This is a genomic window from Streptoalloteichus tenebrarius, assembly GCF_024171885.1.
Lineage (GTDB): Bacteria > Actinomycetota > Actinomycetes > Mycobacteriales > Pseudonocardiaceae > Streptoalloteichus > Streptoalloteichus tenebrarius.
In genome coordinates this window covers 13,200-32,391 of the sequence record NZ_JAMTCP010000002.1, presented here as the reverse complement: position 1 = coordinate 32,391, position 19,192 = coordinate 13,200, and the positions used below count along the sequence as shown (strand labels likewise).

Below are 19,192 nucleotides of genomic sequence, written 5' to 3'. Positions count from 1 at the left end.
TTGATCGTTTCTCAGTGCCGACGACCCGGCAATTCGAACCTGGTGGCACGAACGGGCGAAATACGACGTCAGGCACCCAGAGTGTCCACAGTGGAGTGAAATCGACCGCCGCCGCGCGACGCTCCCCGGCCCGACCCCCGGGAGGGGCCGGGCCGGGGAGCGTCATCCGCCCGGTATGTCCAAAGTGGACATAGTGGACGTTGGGGGCGCCATGTCCGATATGGACACTGTGGCCCCGTCGCGGGTCAGAAGGCGCGTTCGAGGATGCGGCCGTCCTGGAGGTAGTGCTCGACCGACTGCGCGACCGACGTCTCCGGGACGACCTCGGTGGTGGGCTTGTTCGGCGGCTGCCCCACCGGGTCCTCCGGCACGTCCGGCCGCGACCGGCCGGGGCACTCCGACCGGGTCGGCGGCAGCATGCCGTCGACGAGGTAGGCGTTGACCCGCTGGTCCACGCAGGTGTTGCCGAACCCGTACATGCCGTGCTCGCCCTCGTCGAGCACGGTGATCAGGTGGTGGGCCAGTCGCGCGGCCATCGCGGGGCCGCCGGCGTACTGGGTCTGCGTGTCGCCCGCCGCCTGCACGACCAGGCCGACCGGGTAACCCGCGCGGCGCAGCGGCACGGGGCGCTCCGGCGGAAGGAAGCTGCGGAAGGTGCACGGCCACGGCACCGCGCGCATCACGCCGTAGCCGTAGGGGTACCGCTCCCGGAAGATCCGCATGTCCTCCAGGTAGGCCGTGGTGTCCTGCGGCCAGTCCGCCTCGCAGGTCACGGTGTCGAACACGCCGGCACGCAGCTCGGCCAACGCCACGTCGGTCATGAGCTGGCCGGCGCGCACCGCGTCCCGCGTGGCCTCCGCCGAACCCCCGTCCCGCAGCGTCCTGAGCACCTTGGCCAGGTCCGCCCACAGGGGGCGGTAGCGGGCCCCGACCCCGACCGCGCCGTCCAGCGACGACCGGTCGTAGCCGTTGACCGGTTGGACGGACAGCTTCCTGGCGAGCTGCTCGACCGTGTCGAGCACCGCCTCCCGCGAGTCGCCGAGCCCGAGGGTGGCGTTGCGCTTGGCCGCCCACTCGGCCCACACGTCGACGTTGTCCCGGTAGGCGGTGCCCTGGCGCTTGAACTGCTCCCGCCAGATCCAGTCCGGGTGCACCGAGGAGTCGAGCACGCTGCGGTCCAGCCGCTCCGGGAACAGGCTCCCGTACACCGCGCCGAGGTAGGTGCCGTACGAGTAGCCGACGTAGTTGATCTTCTCCTCGCCGAGCACGGCGCGGATGACGTCCATGTCCCGCGCGGTGTTCGGGGTGTTCACGAACGGCCGCAGCGCCCCGCCGGCCCGCGCGCACGCCTCCTCGGACTCCCTGGCCGAGGCCACCCACCACGGGAAGACGTCGTCGGTGGGCCGGGACTCCGGCTTGTACAGCAGGGGCGTCTGCTCGCAGGCCAGCGCGGTGGACCGGCCGACGCCGCGCGGGTCGAACCCGACGAGGTCGTAGACCTGCGCGGTGGGCTGGTCGAGCAGCAGCTTGGGCATCTGCAACCCGCTGCCGCCGGGTCCCCCCGGGTTGAGCAGCAGGATGCCCCGCCGCCGGGCCGGGTCGGCGGCCTTCCGCCGGCTGATCGCCAACGTGATCCGCTCGGCCTCGGGGTGCCGGTAGTCCATCGGCACCATGATCGACGCGCACTCCAGCGCCTCGTTGAACGAGCACGGCGCCCACGTCGGCTGCTGGCGGTGGAACTCGGCCAGCGGGTCGTGGCCGGCCTCGGGGGGCGTGTCGCGCGGAACGCCGTCGAGGTCGGACGGGAGGGCGCCGTCGGCGAGCGGTGGGGCCGTCGCCGGGGTCGCGGGGTCGGTGTCGACGTCGGACACCGTGAGGAGCCCGGACGGTCCGGACACCGGGACGGTCCCGGGAACGACCGAGAACACGGCCGCGAGCACGGCCAGGCCCGCGACGCCGAGAGTGACGCGGCGCCGCGGCCCGTGCCGACGCCTCCAACTCGGCCGGCTCCGGGACGAGGGATGGAAGCGCACAGCGGACCTCCTTGCCGTCCACGGGGAGGGTGCCCTGCGAACGTATGCCGAGGTGACGGCCCTGGTCAGTCCCGCGATGGCATGGTTGACGACCACTGGCCGCGACCGGTTCGGAGGGCGGGACCCGATCGGGACGGGCAAACAGGTCCGGGATCATGCGGTCGAGTGGCGGAATCGGTGACCACGGCCGGAACGCGGCGCGCGCACGGGCGCCGCCGCGCCCCGTGGAGGGGGCGCGACGGCGCCGGGAAGGGACAGTGTCAGGAAGGGACAGTGTCAGGAAGGGACAGTGTCGGGAAGGGGTGCGCCGGCCGCTCGGCGGCCGGCGCGGATCACCCGGAGACCTTCTCCATCAGCCGGTTCGCGGCGATGTACCCGCGGACGGAGTCGGTCAACGAGCCGCGCCCGTCGCCGACGGCCAGGCCCTGCGTCATCGCGCCGTTCGCGGCGGCCTCGACCGACTCGGTGCCCCTGGGGACGTTCGGCCGCGCCTCGCCGGCGCAGGTGACGCGGGTCGGCGGCAGCACGCCGTCGATCAGGTACCGCTCGACGTGCCGGTTCACGCACGCGTTGCCGAAGCCGTAGAAGCCGTGCGTGCCCTCGTCGGCCACCGAGATCAGGTGGTTGCGCAGCCGCTGCGCCATCGCCGGGCCGCCGTCGTACTGGGTCTGCGTGTCGCCGTCGGCCTGGATCACCAGGCCGGTCTGGTAGCCGTCGCGCTTGAGGTCCACCGGGCGCTCCGGCGGGGTGAACGACCGGAAGCTGCACGTCCACGGGGCGGCGCGCATCACGCCGAAGCCATACGGGTACTTCTCGCGGAACAGCTTCATGTCGCTGTAGTAGCCGGTGAGGTCACGCGGCCAGTCGGCCTCGCAGGTCACGGTGTCGAACACGCCGCTGCGCGTCTCGGCGATCCCGAGGTCGCGGATCAACCCGGCCGCGGTGAGCGCGTCGGTCGGCGCCGTCGTGGTGGTGTTCTTGATATCCAGCAGGATGTAGCCGAGGTCGTCCCAGAGCTGGCGGTACCGGGCGCCGGTGCCGACGACCAGGTCCAGCGAGTTGCGGTCGAAGCCGCTCACCGGCTTCTTGGCCAGCTTGGCCGCCAGGTCCTCGACGGTGGCCAGCACCTCGGCCTGGGTCTTGCCGAGCCGGAAGGTGGCGTTGCGCTGGCCGACCCACTCGGCCCACAGGTCGACGTTCTGCCGCGTGGCGACGGCCTGCTGCTTGAACTGCTCCCGCCAGATCCACTCCGGGTGGACCGCCGAGTCCAGCACGCTGCGGTTGAGGTTCTTCGGGAACAGGCTGCCGTACACCGCGCCGAGGTAGGTGCCGTACGAGTACCCGAGGTAGTTGATCTTCTTCTCGCCGAGGACGCCGCGGATGACGTCCATGTCGCGCGCGGTGTTCGGGGTGTTGACGTGCGGCCGCAGCCCGCCGGCCGAGCGCTCGCAGCCGGCCTCGCTGGCCTGCGCGTCCGCCGCCCACGCGGGCAGCTCGGCGTCGGTCGGACGGGTGTTCACCTTGGCCAGCGCCGGGGCCACCTCGCACAGCAGCGCGGTCGACCTGCCCACCCCGCGCGGGTCGAAGCCGATCAGGTCGTAGACCTTGCCCACGGGGCTGTTGGCCAGGATGTCCGGCCACTGGAGGCCGGAGCCGCCGGGCCCTCCGGGGTTGAGCAGCAGCACGCCGCGCCGGTTGGCCTGGTCGGCGGCCTTCTTCCTGCTGATCGTGACGGCGATGCGCTCCCCGTCCGGCGCCCGGTAGTCCAGGGGGACCGAGAGGGTCGCGCACTCCAGCGTCTGGTAGGGCCGCTCACACGCCGCCCACGACACCTGCTGGCCGTAGAACTCCTCCAGTCCGGCCGGAACCGCCGACGGCTCCGCCGCCGCCGCGGTGCCGAGCGTGACCTGCGTGCCCACCAACGCCACGAGTCCCGCGACCACGGCGGCGCCGCGTCTGAACCCGGTTGATCCGAAGCCAGTCCGCAAAACGGACCTCCCTCTCTGGCAGGGAATGCACGGGTCCGTGCGGACGCAATCTATGTGTTAATTCAGGGTGAGGTCACTCGGCAAATTCAGCAATTCTGCCGACACCCTCCGCCACGGAAATGGGCCACCGTGACAGATTCCGCGACGAACGGATTGGGACAGCCGGGTCACGGGGTGAGGTGGACGTCGCCGTCTCCGCACGAGGCGTGTTTGGTGGGCCTTCCGCACTGGGCGAGCCATTCCTCGCGCGGCACTCCCAGCACGACCGAGTCGTGCACCGCGCCGCTCCACCCGCGGGCGCGCCGGAAGCGCCCCTCCTCCACGAATCCCGGTCGGCGGCCCACCGCCACCATCGCCGGATTGCCGGAGTACGTGGCGTGGTCCAGTCGGAGCGCGTCCCTGGTGGCGAACAAATAGTTCGTCCACAGGCGGAGCGCGTCGGTGGCGTAACCGCGTCCCCAACACGTGTCGTCGAAGACCACGACGCCGAGTCGACACCAATCGGTTGCACGGCATTCCCAGCATCAGCTCACCCTGCCGACGAGCCGGTCGCCGACCAGCGGGTCAGCGCGTCCAGGCCGTCGACGCCGTCGACCCCGCAAGTCCCGCGACACGATTCCGCTCGCCGGCCGGTCGCACCACGCCGCACAGCGTCGACGAGGCCGGAGACGGCCCGCGACGGACTTTCCGGACGATGCGGACGACCAGCGGGGACCTGCGCGGAGCTGTCGCCGCGACGTGCGATGCTGGCCGTTATGAGCAGCGCGGCTGCCCACGAACGGAGCAGTGACCACCCCGACCTGTCGTCCGACACCCTCCGCAAGCTGGAGCGGGCCTCGGGCGGGATGGCGGCCGCCAGCATCACGGCGATGGAGCGGCAGCTCCCGTGGTTCCGCCGGCTGTCGGCCGACCAGCGCTCCGGCGTCCTGCTGGTGACGCAGAACGGCGTCGCCGGCTTCGTGGCCTGGCTGCGCGACCCGCAGCAGGCGATCCGGCTCACCGCCGAGGCGTTCCGCGGCGCGCCCAGGGACCTCGCCCGGTGGGTGAGCCTGCGGCAGACCGTCGAGCTGGTCCGGATCGCGATCGAGGTGTTCGAGCAGCAACTGCCGACGCTGGCCGCCGACGACGCCGAACGCGCGGTGCTCACCGAGGCGGTGCTGCGCTACGGCAGGGAGATCGCCTTCGCCGCCGCGACCTCCTACGCCGCCGCCGCCGAGGCGCGCGGCGCGTGGGACGCCCGGCTGGAGGCCCTGGTCGTCGACGGCATCGTCAGGGGCGACGCCGAGGAGTCCCTGCTCTCCCGCGCCGCCGCGCTCGGCTGGGACCCGGCGGCCGAGGCGACCGTGCTGGTCGGCAACCCGACCTCCGAGGACCCGCCCGAGGTCGTCTACGAGGTGCGCAGCCGCGCGGCCAGGGCGGGCCGGCCGGTGCTGATCGGCGTCCAGGGCTCCCGGCTGGTCGTCGTGCTCGCCGGCCCGGTGGACGGGCCGGCCGGGCACGAGGTGCTGACCAGGATGGCCACCGCCTTCGGCTCGGGGCCCGTGGTGGCGGGGCCGACGATGTCGAGCCTGGCCGAGGCGCACCGCAGCGCGCAGGACGCGCTGTCCGGACTGCGGGCGGTGGTCGCCTGGCCGGCGGCCCCCCGCCCGGTCCGCTCCACCGACCTGCTGCCGGAGCGGGCGCTGGCCGGCGACCCCGAGGCCGAGCGCCAGCTCGTGGACGGGGTCGTGCGCCCGCTGGTGGACGCGGGCGGCTCGCTGCTGGAGACCGTGGACGCCTACCTGGAGGTGGGCGGGGTGCTGGAGAGCTGCGCCCGGCAGCTCTTCGTCCACCCCAACACCGTGCGCTACCGGCTGCGCAGGGTCACCGAGCTGACCGGCCGCAACGCGTCGGACCCCCGGGACGCCCTGGTCCTGCGGGTCGCCCTCGCGGTCGGCCGCCTCGCCCGCTCCCGCGGCCTCTGGTGATCCACCGCCCGCTACCCGACGTCATGGCCGGGGGCTGACCGCGCCGGAGGAGCGGAACGCGCTCGCCGGCGAGGGGACAGGGAGCGGGACGGCTGGTGACGGCCGCGCGACGAGCCGGCCGGCCGGTCCCTCGGGAGTGGGGCCGAGATCGCCCGCAGGGGTGGGAATCCCCGACGGGGCGCGTGGGCGGCCGGACACGTGGTCACGATCGCGGGGTGAGCGTGCACGCGTTCGTCGACGAGTCGCACCGGGGCGCCTACCTGCTCGTGGTGACCCTGCTGAAGCCCACGGAGCTGGAGCGCACCCGGACGCTGCTGCGCAGCCTGCGGGTCGGCGGCGAGCGGCGGCTGCACTTCAAGCACGAGAGCGACGCGGTGAAGCGGATGATCGCCGCCCGACTGGCCCAGTCGGGGGTGCGCACCCGGGTCTACACCGGGCGCGGCGGCACCGAGGGGGTGCGCCGGTCCTGCCTGGCGCACCTGGTGAGCGACCTGATCGCGCTGGACGCCCGGCGGCTGGTGCTGGAGGCGCGGGGCCGCGAGGAGGACCGCAGGGACCGCAGGACGATCGGCCCGCTGCTGCGCGGGGCCGGCGGCGACGGCCGCCTGGTCTACGAGCACCTGCGCCCGCACGAGGAGCCGTCGCTGTGGATCAGTGACGCGGTGGCCTGGTGCCACGGCGCGGGCGGGGGCTGGCGCCGCCGCGTCTCGCCGATCATCGAGCAGGTGCTCGACGTCGGCGGCGCCGGCCACGACTCCCGGGGCCGCCCGTGGTGGGGCGACCTGCGCTCGTGGGCGACGCGCCACCACGGTCGCCGGACGCACTGACACAGCGCTGACCCGGCGCTCACCCGGCGCTCACCCGGCGCTCACCCAGCGCTGACACAGCTCGGCTCCGGAGCGGAGGACTGAGGCCGCCGGGGCCGCCGGGGCCGCCGGCGCACGACGACGGAAGTTGACCGTCCACTTCGGACTTGACGGGTGGACGCGCCGGGGGTCGAGGTCATCGCGCGGGGCGAGAACCCCGCTGGCGGCGCGGACATGCTGTTCTTCCCCAAGAAGAACGGGGGCTGGGTCTTCAGCGCCAGCTCCATGTCCTTCAACGGCGCCCTGCCCTACGACGCCCCCGCCCGGCGAATCCTGAGGAACGTGTTCGACCTGGCCCTCCGGTAGCGCGCGCCGAACAGGGCCGGACACGACGACGGGTGGGTCCACGGTCGACCGCGGACCCACCCGGACGCCACGGGCTCAGGCCGAGGGCAGCACCGCGAGCGTGTCCTGGCTGTCCACGATCGCGGCGGCCTCGTCGCAGAGGTCCTCGAACGACCGCCACTTCTCACCGTCGGCCCGGGCCGCGTCGATGATCGCGGTGACCACGTCGCGCACACCGAACCCGTCGTGCGCCAACACCGCCGGGTCCGCGCCCTCCACAGAGATGCCCGACCGACGCGAGTCGGAGAAGGCCATGCTGGGGCTGTTCAGCGCGAGGTGGATCGGGTGAACGCTGAGATCGGGTGAACGTTGAGGGGTGGAGATCCGAGACGCCCGGCTTCGCGCCCGCCCCGGGGAACCCCGAGAAACGCGAAGCCCGGGCGGCCGCCGTCCGACGGCCCCTTCCCGGGCTCACTTCCCCGACCCGAGCGGCCGGAGCACTGCCCAGACTAGCGAGACCTTGTGGCACCGACCACATCACGACCGGGTGATCGTCGCCCAACACCCGCGATCGTGTGACCGGAACCACACGATCTTCGCAGGTCCGCGGGCGACCCGGATTTCCCTGCGCTGTCGCCCGATTCCGCGGCCCTCTTGTAGACACTCCACAACGTCGCCCGCCGGACTTCGTCCGTGTCGGCATCCCGGCCCTGGTCGGTGACCGTGTTCAGTGAACGCGTGATCGCGCTACTCGCGCCGGGGCAGGGTTCCCAGACCCCCGGCATGCTCTCCCCGTGGCTGGAGCTGGACGGCGCCGCCGAGCGGCTCGCCGCCTGGTCCGAGGCGACCGGGCTGGACCTGGTCCGCCTGGGCACCACAGCCGACGCCGAGGAGATCAAGGACACCGCGGTCACCCAGCCCCTGGTGGTCGCCTCGGCGCTGCTGGCGTTCGAGGAGCTGTCCCGCCGCGCGCCGCTGCCCGTCGACCTGCCGGTCGCGGGGCACTCCGTCGGCGAGCTGGCCGCCGCCGCCATGGCCGGCGTGCTGACCACCGACGACGCCGTGGCGCTCGCCGCGGTGCGCGGCCGCGAGATGGCCGCCGCCTGCGCGCTGGAGCCCACCGGCATGGCCGCCGTGATGGTGCTGCGCGGCGACGAGGACGCGGTCGTCGCCCGGCTCGCCGAACTCGGCCTGGTCCCCGCCAACCGCAACGGCGCCGGCCAGATCGTGGCGGCCGGCCCCACCGCGGCCCTGGAGGCGCTCGCCGCCACCCCGCCGGAGGGCACCAAGGTCGTCGCCCTCAAGGTGGCCGGCGCGTTCCACACCCACTACATGGCCCCCGCCGAGACCGCGATGCGCGAGCGCGCCGCCTCGGTCCGCGTCGCCGACGCCACCCGCCCCCTGCTGTCCAACGCCGACGGCGGTGTGGTCACCGAGGGCGTGGAGGTGCTGCGCCGCCTGGTGGACCAGGTGACCCGCCCGGTGCGCTGGGACCTGTGCATGGCCGCGCTCGCCGAGCGCGGCGTCACCGCGACCGTGGAGCTGACCCCGGCCAAGGCGCTGACCGGGCTGGTCAAGCGGGCGATCAGGGGCACGACCACGGTCACCGTGAACAGCCCCGCCGACCTGGACCGGGTCGTCGAGCTGCTGGCCGCCGAGGGGGCCGCCGCGTGAGCCGCCCCCGCCTGCGCCAGAACACCGGCCCCGCCGGCACCCGACTGCTCGGCTTCGGCAGCGCCCAGGGCAACCGGGTCGTCACCAACGACGACCTCGCCCAGCGCGTCGACACCTCCGACGAGTGGATCCGGCAGCGGGTCGGCATCGTCGAGCGCCGCCTGGCCGACCCGGACCAGACCCTGGTGGACATGGCCGTGGAGGCCGGCTCCAAGGCGCTGGCCAACGCCGGGCTCACCCCGACCGACGTCGACACCGTCATCGTCGCCACCTGCACGATGCCGGGTCAGATCCCCAACGCCGCCGCCCAGACCGCGGACCGGATCGGGGTGAAGGCCGCGGCCGCCTTCGACCTCAACGCCGCCTGCGCCGGCTTCTCCTACGCGCTGACCGTGGCCTCGGAGCTGGTCAGGGGCGGCACGGCCGGCCGGGTGCTGGTGATCGGCGCGGAGCGGTTCACCGACTGGATCGACTGGGACGACCGCGCGAACTGCATCATCTTCGCCGACGGCGCCGGCGCGGCCGTGGTCGGCCCGTCCGACGAGCCGGGGATCGGCCCGGTGGCCTGGGGCAGCGCCGGCGACCTGGTGGACCTGATCTACCTGAGGGACGGCCGCTACGTCTACCAGGAGGGCCGCACGGTCTTCCGGTGGGCGACCACCCAGATCGCGCCGATCGCCGAGCGGGCCGTGGAACTGGCCGGCCTGGCGCTGTCGGACATCGACGTGCTCGTGCCGCACCAGGCGAACCTGCGCATCGTGGAGGCCATCGCCAAGCGGCTGCGCGCCAAGGGCGCCCGCGAGGACCTCGTCGTCGCCAACGACATCGTCCACTCGGGCAACACCTCCTCCGGCTCCATCCCGATGGCGCTGGACCACATGACGTCAGAGGGGCGGGTCTCCAGCGGCGACGTGATGCTGCTGGTCGGCTTCGGCGCCGGGTTGTCGTACTCGGCCCAGGTCGTGGTCTGTCCCTGAGGCGGGTCTCGCCGGGCGGGCAGGGGGCCGGTCCGGTCGGAGCGAACGAGAAAGGAACCGTTGTGTCGAACGAGGACATCCTCAAGGAGCTCAAGGCGATCGTCGAGGAGGTCGCCGGCGTCGACCCCGAGGAGGTCACGGAGGAGAAGTCCTTCGTGGACGACCTGGACGTCGACTCGCTGTCCATGGTGGAGATCGCCGTGCAGGCCGAGGACAAGTTCGGCGTCAAGATCCCGGACGACCAGCTCGCCAACCTCAAGACCGTGGGCGATGCGGTGACCTACATCGCCACCAACAAGTGAGCACTGAGAACGACGTCGTCGTCACCGGGTTGGGCGCCACCACGCCGCTCGGTGGCGACGTCACCTCCACCTGGCAGGCCCTGCTCGACGGTCGCAGCGGCGTCGGGCTGCTCGACGCGGACTGGCTGGACAAGTTCGAGCTGCCGGTGCGCATCGCCGCGCAGCTCGCGGTCGAGCCCACCGAGGTGCTCGCCCGGGTCGAGGCCCGGCGCATGGACCGCTGCGAGCAGGTCGCCATGGTCGCCGCCCGGCAGGCGTGGGCCGACGCCGGCCTGGCCGGCGACGAGCCCCAAGTCGAGCCGGAGCGGCTGGCCGTGGTGGTCGGCACCGGCATCGGCGGCGCGATGACCATGCTCCAGCAGGACGACCTGCTGGAGACGGTCGGGCTGCGCAAGGTCTCGCCGCTGACCGTGCCCATGCTCATGCCCAACGGCCCCGCCGCGTGGGTGGGCCTGGACCTGGGCTCGCGGGGCGGCGTGCACGCGCCGGTCTCGGCGTGCGCCTCCGGCGCCGAGGCGCTGGCCTGGGCGTGGCGGATGCTGCGCGCGGGCGAGGTCGACGTCGTCGTGGCCGGCGGCGCCGAGGCCTGCATCACCGCGTTGCCGCTGGCCGGCTTCGCGCAGGCCCGCACCATGAGCACCCGCAACGACGAGCCCGAGAAGGCGTCGCGGCCGTTCGACGCCGCGCGCGACGGGTTCGTGCTCGGCGAGGGCGCCGGCATCATGGTGCTGGAGCGGGCCGAGTTCGCGAAGGCGCGGGGCGCGCGGATCCACGGCCGGCTGGCCGGGGTCGGCACCAGTGCCGACGCCTACCACATCACCGGACCGGAGCCGGAGGGCAAGGGCGCGGCACGCGCGATCACCGCCGCCCTGCGCACCGCCGGCCTGACCCCGCAGGACGTGGGCCACGTCAACGCCCACGCCACCTCCACCCCGGTCGGCGACGTCGCCGAGGCCGCGGCGATCCGCTCGGCCGTCGGCGATCACCCGGTCGTGACCGCGCCCAAGTCGGCCCTGGGCCACCTGCTCGGCGCGGCCGGCGCGGTGGAGGCCATCGCCACGCTGCTCGCGGTGCGCGACGGCGTCGTTCCGCCCACGCTGAACCTGGACAACCTCGATCCGGCGGTCCAACTGGACGTGGTGGCCGGCGAGGCGCGTCGCGTCGAGCTGACCGCCGCGGTCAACGACTCGTTCGGCTTCGGCGGGCACAACGTCGCACTCGCCTTCACCCCGGCATGACGGGACGTGCCCGGTGACCCACCGGGCACGTCCCCTCCCTCGCCAGCGGGCCGCCGCGTCGCCCCGTCGTCGCGAGGAGCCACGATGACCGCGCTCGCCGCCCCTGCCGGCCTCCAGAACGCCGACCGCGAGACCGATCCCCGCGATCCCGAGGCGCGGCTGGCCCGCCTGCTGGACGCGGACTCGGTGGTGCCGCTGCACCCCAGGGACTCCAGCGGGGCGCTCGCCGCGCGGGGTCGGATCAACGGGGCGAAGGTGCTCGCCTTCTGCACCGACGCCACGATCATGGGCGGCGCGATGGGCGTCGAGGGGTGCCGGCACATCGTGGAGGCCATCGACACCGCGGTGCGGGAACGGGTGCCGGTGGTCGGCCTGTGGCACTCCGGCGGCGCCCGGCTGGCCGAGGGCGTCGAGGCGCTCGACGCGGTCGGCCAGGTGTTCGCGGCGATGACCAGGGCCTCCGGCCGGGTGCCGCAGATCTCGGTCGTGCTCGGCCCCGCCGCCGGCGGCGCGGCCTACGGCCCCGCCCTGACCGATCTGGTGATCATGGCCCCTGCGGGTCGGGTGTTCGTCACCGGCCCTGACGTGGTGCGGTCGGTCACCGGTGAGCGGATCGACATGGAGGGCCTTGGCGGCCCCGAGGCGCACGGCAGGCGCTCCGGCGTCGCGCACGTCGTGGCCGACGACGAACCCGACGCCTGCGCCCGCGCCCGCCGGCTGACCACCCTGTTCGCCCGGCCTGGCGTGTTCGACCTGCACGCGGTGCGCGACGACGTCGAGGACCTCAGGGCGATGCTGCCGGAGTCCCCGCGCCGCGCCTACGACGTGCGCCCGCTGGTGCGCCGCGTCCTGGACCGCGACGGGGCCGGCTCCAGCTTCGAGGAGCTCCAGCCGAGGTGGGCGCCCAACATCGTGGTGGGCCTCGGCCAACTGGCCGGCCGGACCGTCGGCGTGATCGCCAACAACCCGCTGCGGATGGGCGGCTGCCTGGACTCGGCCAGCGCCGAGAAGGCGTCCCGGTTCGTGCGGATGTGCGACGCCTTCGGCGTGCCGATGCTGGTGCTCGCGGACGTCCCCGGCTACCTGCCCGGCGTGGACCAGGAGTGGGACGGCGTGGTGCGGCGCGGCGCGAAGCTGCTGCACGCGTTCGCCGAGGCGACCGTGCCGAGGGTGACGCTGGTGACCCGCAAGGCCTACGGCGGGGCCTACGTCGCGATGAACGCCCGCTGCCTCGGCGCGACCGCCGTCTTCGCCTGGCCGGAGGCAGAGATCGCGGTCATGGGCGCGAAGGCCGCGGTGGGCATCCTGCACCGCAGGGAGCTGGCCGCCGCGCCCGAGGAGGAGCGCGAGGCGCTGCGCGAGCGGCTCGCCGAGGAGCATGAGCGGATCGCCGGCGGGGTGGGCCGGGCCATGGCCATCGGCGTGGTGGACGAGGTCATCGACCCCGCCCACACCCGCTACCGCCTGGCCGAGGCCTTGGCGGCGGCGCCGGCCGGTCGCGGCGCCCACGGCAACATCCCGCTCTGACCGCCGAACCGGCCGCCGACCGGTTCGGCCCGACGGCTCGCGGGGGTCCGGTGCGCATCTCGCGCGCCGGACCCCCGCGTCTCCAGCTCATGGTGTTCCCGCCAGCGTCCCCTGAGCCCTGTCGACGGGTGCCGTGCGCCCTGTCTCTCCTGTGTGGACGGTCGGAACGCCGGCGCGCGTCGGCCGACGGGCGATCAGCAGGGGTCGCGCTGGGTGCTGCCGTTCAGCGGCATCCCCACCCGGAACCGGCCGTCGTCGACGACCACGGCATAGACCACCCGCCACCGCAGGCAGGACACCGGGGTGCCGACCGGCGCGTCGGCGGGGTCCTGGTTGCTGGTGAAGGTCAGCAGCACCCGCAGCCCCTCCCCCTGGGCCGTCTCGATCCGCCGCACCACGACCGCGCCGTCCCTGGTGCTGCGGTAGGCGGCCCGCCACTGGTGCTCCGGCTCGGCCAGCGCCCGCCGGTCCACGACGGTGTCCCGCCAGGCCCCGTAGTTCCGGTCGTTGATCGCCCGGAAGTAGCGGTCGAGCAGCTCACGCACGGCCTGGCCGTCCGGGTGCTGGAACGCGTCGGGGCTGAGCTGGACCAGCGCGTCCCCGGACTGGGCCGCGCGCGCCGCGTCGCTGGCCGCCACCCGCTGGGGGTCCCTGGCGTCCTGGTACGCGTTGCGCGCGAGCAGACCGGCGTTGACCGCGAGCACCGCGGCGACGGCCAGCACGGGCACCAGCCATCGCGCGTTCGGTCGGGGGAGTCGGGTCGCCCGCACGAAAGGAGCGTGCCACAACCGACCGACCGGTCAGGACGGCAACCCGCCGGCCGACACCGGCCCGGGTGCCCCGGCGCGCCGGCGACCCTGGCGACGCTGACGCGCCCGCGACCTCGACGTGCCGGCGGCTCGGGCGTCAGCCGACGCGGTGCAGCCAGGTCACCGGGACGCCGTCCCCTGCCCTGCGGAACGGTTCCAACGCGTCGTCCCACGCCGCGCCGAGCAGTTCCTCGACCCGGTGCGCGAACGTCTCACCGCCCCGGCTGCTGGCGGCGAGGGCCCGCAACTGGTCCTCGGTCACCACGATGTCGCCGTTGGCGCTGGTGCGGGCCCGCCACAGTCCCATGCCAGGGACGTAACAGAACCGCTCGCCGTCCACCCCGGGACTGGGGTCCTCGGTGACCTCGAACCGGAGCATGGGCCACGCGCGCAGCGCGGCGACCAGCTTGCCGGCGGTGCCGGCCTCACCGGTCCACGCGCACTCCGTGCGCAACTGCCCCGGAGCCGCCGGTTGCGCCGTCCAGCGCAACTCGGCGCGGGCCCCGAGGGTCCCCGAGATCGCCCACTCGACGTGCGGACAGACCGCAGACGGCGACGAGTGGACGTAGACCACGCCACTGGTGCTGCCACGGGTGCTCACTGCTGACCTCCGCTACTCGACGAGGGACGTCTTCCCCTACGCCTCGCCGCCGCGTCTGCCGTTCCCGGCGATCACCCGCGGGGCAATTCTGCCCGGCCGCCCGGCGTTGCGCCACAAGAACGAACATCACACGACCGTGGCGGTGACCCGGCGTGATCACGGCGACAACCGGCCGAGGTGATCACGAGCGGTGATCCCCGCTGCTCTCACCGGGTGGTCGCGCGCCGTGATCGTCACGCGGCGTCCTTCCCTCGACCGGTGAGGGAACCGCCGACGGCGGCACCCGTCCGGGGATCGGGCCGGCCGGGACCGGCGGGTCACGAACGGCGGACGCGGCGCGGTCGCACCGTCGGCCGACCGACCCGTGCCCACCCCGCATGGCCCCTCCCCCACGCCGCCGCCGGTCCGGCGCGCCGCCCCACGGCCGAAGCCGAGGTCGAACGGACCGCCGCCGATCGGCCCTGTCCCCTCCTCCAACGAGCCACGCGACCACCAGTGACGTGGGCCACATCGGGTGACAGGAGCGGACCCCCGCGCACCGCGGGGGGCCGCGCGCTACCGTTGCCCGCCGACAAGGGCGAACGGTGTCGTGGGAGGTCGGGAGTGCGGCTGGTCCGGCTGGGGACGGAGGCGTCCGACGTCGGCGTGGACCTCCGCGCGGCGTTGGCGGCCTGCGGCAGGGGGAGCGGGGTGCTCGGCGGCGTCGCCCTCCTCGGCGTCACGCCGCCGGACTGTCCCCAGGCGCTCGACGCCGTGCTCGTGCTGCCCCGGGGCGTGCTCGTCGTGTGCGGCGTGGACCTGCCCAACCCCGCGCTGCGCCTGGAGGCCCCGCTCCAGGGGACGTGGCGGGTGGACGGCTGGGAGCTGGTCCGACCCGACGGGCCGCCCAACCCCGCGAGCGAGGCGTTGGCCGCCGCCACGGCCGTCTCCCAGCGGTTGCAGCGGCTCCGCGCCGAGCCGCTGCCGGTGAGCACCGTCGTCGCCGTCGGCCCCTACGTCGAGCGGGTCATCCAGCCCAGCGCGGACCTGCACCGGGGCGTCCGGGTACTGCACCCCACGGCCACGGCGCTGCTCACGGCGGCGCGGGAGCTGTCGACCGCGGACCGACCCTGCGGCGCCGACCAGGCCCTGCGGCTGTTGACCGCGTTGGGCATGCCCTTCGACGAGCTGGACGCCGCCGCGCTCGCGGCGGAGGGGTTCGCCGACTCGGCTGGCCACGACCTGGCCGCGGCCAGCACGGTGTTGATCCCCCGGGTGACCGAGCGGCCGGGGCCGACGGCGGCGCCGGCCCGACCAAGGCGCGCTCCCCGTTGGCTGCCGGTCGCGGCGCTCGCCATGGCCAGCCTGCTGCTCGTGGCGCTGGTGGTGACCGTGGCGACCGCCGGCGACGACGAGCCGGCCCCGACGCCGACGGCGCCGACGACCCAGGGCAGCGCCGGGCCGAACACGACCACGGCGTCCACTGTGGACGGTGTGCGGTTCGAGCCGAGGGGGACGGCCGTCGACGCCGACTGCGCGGCGCGCGCCTTCGGCGACGTCCAGGTCTGGCTGGCGCGGAACCCGTGCTCGCGGCTCACGCGCGGCCTGTTCGAGGCGGTGGGCCCCTCGGGGCGGGCCGCGGTCTCGGTCGCGGTGCTCACCTTCCCGCAGGCCGCGACGGCGGAGCAGTTCCGGGGCGTGGCCAGCGCGCCGGGCAACGGCGGCGTCAGCGACCTGGTGCGGGAGGGGAAGGGGTGGGACGGCGGCCCGAAGTCCTTCTCGGGCGCGGCGTTCGCCACCGCCAGGGACGGCGAGCGGGTGCGGTTGGTCGAGGTCGTGTGGCTGGGCGAGCCGTCCCGTCCGGACGACCCCCGGCTGCGCACCCTGGCCGAACGGGCTCTGCGGGTCCCGCTGCCCGGCTGAGCCCGTCGGCGACGCCTGGGTGGGTCAGGCGAGGTCTCGTGGGTCAGGCGAGGTCTCCGTGGGTCAGGCGTCGCCTCGGTGGGCCAGTCGGCTCAGCGCGGGCGGAAGGCGACGAAGCGGTCCCTGCCGCTCGGGTCGGCCACGGGGACGAGCGTGACGCCGGAGCGCAACGCCGCGACCGGAAGCCGCCACCGGCCCTCGCCCCGGACCTCGCCCGTGCGCTCGTCCACCGCCACGGAGCGCGTTCCCTGCGCGCCGGAGGCGGAGGCTGTGCCGTAGGCGACGCCGTTGGCGGCGAAGGCGAAGGCGATCGGCTCCTGACCGGCGGGACGCTGCCACAGCACCCGTCTGTTGTCCCCGTCCACGGCGGTGAGGAGGGTGTCGGCGGTCGGCCCGAAGACGAGCGTCACCCCGGTGGTCGCGTCCACCAACGCCTTCGCGGTCCCGCCCGCCTGGGGCACGTCGGCGACCAGTGCTCCCGTGGCCAGGTCGTGCGCGCTGTAGCCGACGACGGCGGGAGTGGCCGGCGCGCCCACCGTCCACTCGACGAAGAGCACGCCGGCGGCGCCCGGCTCGCCCCGGTAGCGGGGCTTCCCGCCGGTGCCGCCGAGCCGGTCCGGCGCCACCAGGGTCGCCGGCCCCCAGTGCTCGGCGCCGGTGGCGGCGTCGACGGCGCGCAGGGCGCCGTCCCGCTCCACCAGCACGGTCCCGTCGTGCTCCTGGAGGACCCGCGTGCCCGGTTTCTCGTGCACGGCGACCCGGCCGCTGGCGGCGTCGAGGGCGACCCGCCCCGACGGCCCGGCCAGCACCAGGCCGGGGCCGGCCAACGGTCCCGGCACGTCCGTCGGCCCCCACACCCGTTGCCCGCTCCCGGCCTCGTACGCCGAGGCCGTCGTGTGGTCGGGCGACGAGTCGAGGACGACGACGAGGACGCGCTCGCCCGCCCTGGCCACGGTGTACCGGCTGCCCTCCCCACCCACCGGTGTGGACCACCGGGTGCGGCCGTCGCCGTCCACGGCCACCAGCTCGTGCCCGCCCCCTGGCGAGGCGACCAGGCCGACGAACAGGTCGTCGGCGACCACCGGCGCGGCCGCGAACGGCGCCGACCACAGCGGCTGGGCGTGCAGCGGGGGCGGGACCAGGGCGGAGTCGGCGGGCGCGGTGCTCGTGGGGACGGGGGCGACCAGGGTGCCGCCGCGCCGGTCGGGGTGGGCGCAGGCGGACGCGACGACGGCGGCGAGGACGCAGGCCAGGACCGCGCGGAACCGGGGCGACATCGTTCTCCAGTGCGTTCGGGGCGGCGACGGTGTCCAGGACGGGGAGCGACGGGGGCGGGTCAGCCTCGGGGCTCGGGCCCCTCACCAGGCCGGTCCCCCTCCGGTCCCGACCCGTCGTCGCCGGTCCGTGCGGCGCCGGGCCGACGGCGCAGCCGCAGGGCCAGCACCACCGCGGCCACCGCCGCGACGCCGAGCAGGACGGCGGTCTGCGGCACCGCGTCGGCGACGCGCCGGACCCAGACCTGCGCGGCGTACTGCTGGTCGACGTCGAACAGCCCGCCGAGGCCGCCGGTGCCGTCGGTGAGCAGGAACAGCAGGCCGATGCCGACGAACAGCAGGCCGGAGACCAGCGAGGTGCTGTGCACCCGGAGGCGGCCGAGGCGCAGCTCGACGCCCCGCAGCCACCGACGGCGCCCCAGGTCGAGGCGGTCCCACAGGGCGGCCAGCAGGAACAGCGGCACGACCATGCCGAGGGCGTAGACGGCGAGCAGCGCCGCGCCGTAGGCCGGGTCGCCGCCGGTCGCGGAGAGCGTGAGCACGCTGCCGAGCAGCGGGCCGGAGCAGAACCCGGCCAGCCCGTAGACGGCGCCGAGCGCGAACACCGAGGCCAGGGAGGCCAGTCGGGTCCGGCCGGCCACCCGTTGCGCGAGCCCCGCGCCCACGCCGAAACCCCGGCCCAGGATCGTCAGCAGGCCGAACAGCACGAGCACGAGGCCGCCGACGAGCACGACCGTGTCGCGGTGGTCGGCGAGCAGCCCGCCGACGGCCGAGGCCGCCACGCCGAGCGGCACGAGGGTGGTCGCCAGGCCCAGGTAGAACACGCCGGTGCGGGCGGCCAGCCGGACCGGGTCGGCGAAGGCGTAGGCGAAGAAGGCCGGCAGCAGCAGCGCCGAGCACGGACTGACCAGGGCGAGCACGCCCCCGAGGAACGCGCCGAGGTAACCGATCCCGGTCACCGGCCGCCCCGGGTCCGTTCGATGAGCGCGACGAACTCGTCCAGCGGCTGGGCGCCGAGCAGGGGGAACCCGTTGATCACGAAGGTCGGGGTGCTGCTGGCGCCGATGTCCCTGGCCTCGAACGCGTCGGCGCGCACCCCGGCCAGCAGGTCGGGGTCGGCCAGGTCGGCCTCGAAGCGGGCCAGGTCGGGCACGCCGGAGCGGCGGGCCAGGTCGAGCAGGCGCTCCCTGGGGAAGCTGGCGTGCCCCGAGCGGGGAGCCTCGGCGAAGGCCAGGTTGTGGAAGTCCCAGAACCTCCCCTGTCGGCCGGCGGCCCTCGCGGCGACGGCCGCGGCCTCCGACTCCTCGCCGAAGATCGGCATGTCCCGCCACTCGATCCGCAGGACGCCGCTGTCGACGTAGCGGCGGACCAGCTCCGGCTTGGTGTCGGTGCTGAACTTGGCGCAGAAGGGGCAGCGGTAGTCGGCGTACTCGACGAGGACGACCGGGGCGTCGACGCGGCCGAGGGCGTACGGGTCGTCGGCCCTGCGTCGGGCGAGGCCCCTGGCCGGCCCCTCGGTGGCGGTGGCCGTCGCGCGCGCCGTCCCGGTGCCCGCGCCACCGCCGGCGGTGGGCTGGTCGGCCCGGTCGCCGCGGTCCGCGCCCAGGTAGGCCAGGGTCACCGCGACCACGACCACGACGGCCGGCACCAGCCAGCGCAGGGTCTCCTTCCGCCCGCCCCGTGCAGCCATCGTGTCCCATCGTCGTGATCTCGCCAGGTCGCCGACCACCGTACCGACGGCGTCGACGG

At 74.7% G+C, this 19,192-nt stretch carries 18 protein-coding genes and 1 pseudogene; 10 read left to right on the top strand and 9 right to left on the bottom strand.

All coding sequences use genetic code 11. The annotated features are described in order from the left end of the window. Positions 1–245: 245 nt before the first annotated feature. The 3 genes and pseudogenes from LX15_RS01910 to LX15_RS01900 all read right to left on the bottom strand — a co-directional run. The gene (locus LX15_RS01910; RefSeq protein ID WP_253667691.1) at positions 246–1,898 is read right to left on the bottom strand and encodes an alpha/beta fold hydrolase; all 1,653 of its coding nucleotides are present in this window, start codon (positions 1,896–1,898) and stop codon (positions 246–248) included. Positions 1,899–2,365: 467 nt separating this feature from the next. Then, positions 2,366–3,976, bottom strand: coding sequence for an alpha/beta fold hydrolase (locus LX15_RS01905; protein WP_253667690.1), 1,611 nt, complete (start codon positions 3,974–3,976; stop codon positions 2,366–2,368). A 212-nt stretch (positions 3,977–4,188) separates the two neighbouring features. Further along, positions 4,189–4,512: pseudogene (locus tag LX15_RS01900) on the bottom strand (GNAT family N-acetyltransferase); the annotation flags it as partial. A gap of 264 nt (positions 4,513–4,776) precedes the next feature. Between LX15_RS01900 and LX15_RS01895 the strand changes: the two are divergent. The 3 genes from LX15_RS01895 to LX15_RS01885 all read left to right on the top strand — a co-directional run bounded on the left by LX15_RS01895 (position 4,777) and on the right by LX15_RS01885 (position 7,160). After that, the gene (locus LX15_RS01895; protein ID WP_253667688.1) at positions 4,777–5,988 is read left to right on the top strand and encodes a PucR family transcriptional regulator; all 1,212 of its coding nucleotides are present in this window, start codon (positions 4,777–4,779) and stop codon (positions 5,986–5,988) included. A 215-nt stretch (positions 5,989–6,203) separates the two neighbouring features. Continuing rightward, positions 6,204–6,815: a hypothetical protein gene (locus tag LX15_RS01890; RefSeq protein WP_253667687.1), complete on the top strand. Its 612-nt coding sequence runs from the start codon at positions 6,204–6,206 to the stop codon at positions 6,813–6,815. Positions 6,816–6,968: 153 nt separating this feature from the next. Beyond that, positions 6,969–7,160 carry a hypothetical protein gene (locus LX15_RS01885; protein WP_253667686.1) on the top strand — a complete coding sequence of 64 codons (192 nt, stop codon included), beginning with the start codon at positions 6,969–6,971 and terminating at the stop codon, positions 7,158–7,160. 75 nt (positions 7,161–7,235) lie between these two features. On the opposite strand, the gene LX15_RS01880 is transcribed toward LX15_RS01885, so the two are convergent. Beyond that, positions 7,236–7,454 (bottom strand): hypothetical protein, encoded by a 219-nt coding sequence (locus tag LX15_RS01880; protein WP_253667685.1) that lies wholly within the window; start codon positions 7,452–7,454, stop codon positions 7,236–7,238. Between the two features lie 423 nt (positions 7,455–7,877). Between LX15_RS01880 and LX15_RS01875 the strand changes: the two genes are divergently transcribed. The 5 genes from LX15_RS01875 to LX15_RS01855 all read left to right on the top strand — a co-directional run bounded on the left by LX15_RS01875 (position 7,878) and on the right by LX15_RS01855 (position 12,857). Continuing rightward, the gene (locus LX15_RS01875; protein ID WP_253667684.1) at positions 7,878–8,813 is read left to right on the top strand and encodes an ACP S-malonyltransferase; all 936 of its coding nucleotides are present in this window, start codon (positions 7,878–7,880) and stop codon (positions 8,811–8,813) included. Then, complete coding sequence (locus LX15_RS01870; RefSeq protein WP_253667683.1) at positions 8,810–9,790, top strand: beta-ketoacyl-ACP synthase III; 981 nt, start codon at positions 8,810–8,812, stop codon at positions 9,788–9,790. The genes LX15_RS01875 and LX15_RS01870 overlap by 4 nt, the downstream gene beginning before the upstream one ends. A 62-nt stretch (positions 9,791–9,852) precedes the next feature. Beyond that, positions 9,853–10,092, top strand: coding sequence for an acyl carrier protein (locus LX15_RS01865; protein WP_253667682.1), 240 nt, complete (start codon positions 9,853–9,855; stop codon positions 10,090–10,092). Beyond that, a complete protein-coding gene (gene fabF / locus LX15_RS01860; RefSeq protein WP_253667681.1) occupies positions 10,089–11,330 on the top strand; it encodes a beta-ketoacyl-ACP synthase II in 1,242 nt (413 codons plus the stop codon). The genes LX15_RS01865 and fabF overlap by 4 nt, the downstream gene beginning before the upstream one ends. Positions 11,331–11,414: 84 nt before the next feature. Then, positions 11,415–12,857 carry an acyl-CoA carboxylase subunit beta gene (locus tag LX15_RS01855; protein ID WP_253667680.1) on the top strand — a complete coding sequence of 481 codons (1,443 nt, stop codon included), beginning with the start codon at positions 11,415–11,417 and terminating at the stop codon, positions 12,855–12,857. A gap of 194 nt (positions 12,858–13,051) precedes the next feature. Here the strand turns inward: LX15_RS01855 and LX15_RS01850 are convergent, their stop codons facing one another. Next, positions 13,052–13,627 (bottom strand): hypothetical protein, encoded by a 576-nt coding sequence (locus LX15_RS01850; protein ID WP_253667679.1) that lies wholly within the window; start codon positions 13,625–13,627, stop codon positions 13,052–13,054. A 136-nt stretch (positions 13,628–13,763) separates the two neighbouring features. Continuing rightward, positions 13,764–14,267, bottom strand: a complete 504-nt coding sequence (locus LX15_RS01845; protein ID WP_253667678.1) for a DUF3145 domain-containing protein — start codon at positions 14,265–14,267, stop codon at positions 13,764–13,766. Between LX15_RS01845 and LX15_RS01840 the strand changes: the two genes are divergently transcribed. Both LX15_RS01840 and LX15_RS01835 read left to right on the top strand, forming a co-directional pair. Further along, the gene (locus tag LX15_RS01840) at positions 14,260–14,448 is read left to right on the top strand and encodes a hypothetical protein (RefSeq protein ID WP_253667677.1); all 189 of its coding nucleotides are present in this window, start codon (positions 14,260–14,262) and stop codon (positions 14,446–14,448) included. The two genes, LX15_RS01845 and LX15_RS01840, sit on opposite strands and share 8 nt — an antisense overlap. 422 nt (positions 14,449–14,870) lie before the next feature. Further along, entirely contained in the window at positions 14,871–16,169 is a 1,299-nt protein-coding gene (locus LX15_RS01835; RefSeq protein ID WP_253667676.1) for a hypothetical protein, read from the top strand. Between the two features lie 92 nt (positions 16,170–16,261). On the opposite strand, the gene LX15_RS01830 is transcribed toward LX15_RS01835, so the two are convergent. The 3 genes from LX15_RS01830 to LX15_RS01820 are packed head-to-tail and all read right to left on the bottom strand — an operon-like array spanning position 16,262 to position 19,133. After that, positions 16,262–17,446: an outer membrane protein assembly factor BamB family protein gene (locus LX15_RS01830; protein WP_253667675.1), complete on the bottom strand. Its 1,185-nt coding sequence runs from the start codon at positions 17,444–17,446 to the stop codon at positions 16,262–16,264. A gap of 59 nt (positions 17,447–17,505) precedes the next feature. Then, positions 17,506–18,402 (bottom strand): cytochrome c biogenesis CcdA family protein, encoded by an 897-nt coding sequence (locus LX15_RS01825; RefSeq protein WP_253667674.1) that lies wholly within the window; start codon positions 18,400–18,402, stop codon positions 17,506–17,508. Then, positions 18,399–19,133, bottom strand: a complete 735-nt coding sequence (locus tag LX15_RS01820; RefSeq protein WP_253667673.1) for a DsbA family protein — start codon at positions 19,131–19,133, stop codon at positions 18,399–18,401. The genes LX15_RS01825 and LX15_RS01820 overlap by 4 nt, the downstream gene beginning before the upstream one ends. Positions 19,134–19,192: the final 59 nt, after the last annotated feature.

Coding starts and splice junctions, on each gene's coding strand:
- LX15_RS01895 (WP_253667688.1), top strand. CDS start 4,777: ATGAGCAGCGCGGCTGCCCACGAACGGAGCAGTGACCACCCCGACCTG.
- LX15_RS01880 (WP_253667685.1), bottom strand. CDS start 7,454: ATGGCCTTCTCCGACTCGCGTCGGTCGGGCATCTCTGTGGAGGGCGCG.
- LX15_RS01855 (WP_253667680.1), top strand. CDS start 11,415: ATGACCGCGCTCGCCGCCCCTGCCGGCCTCCAGAACGCCGACCGCGAG.
- LX15_RS01830 (WP_253667675.1), bottom strand. CDS start 17,446: ATGTCGCCCCGGTTCCGCGCGGTCCTGGCCTGCGTCCTCGCCGCCGTC.
- LX15_RS01820 (WP_253667673.1), bottom strand. CDS start 19,133: ATGGCTGCACGGGGCGGGCGGAAGGAGACCCTGCGCTGGCTGGTGCCG.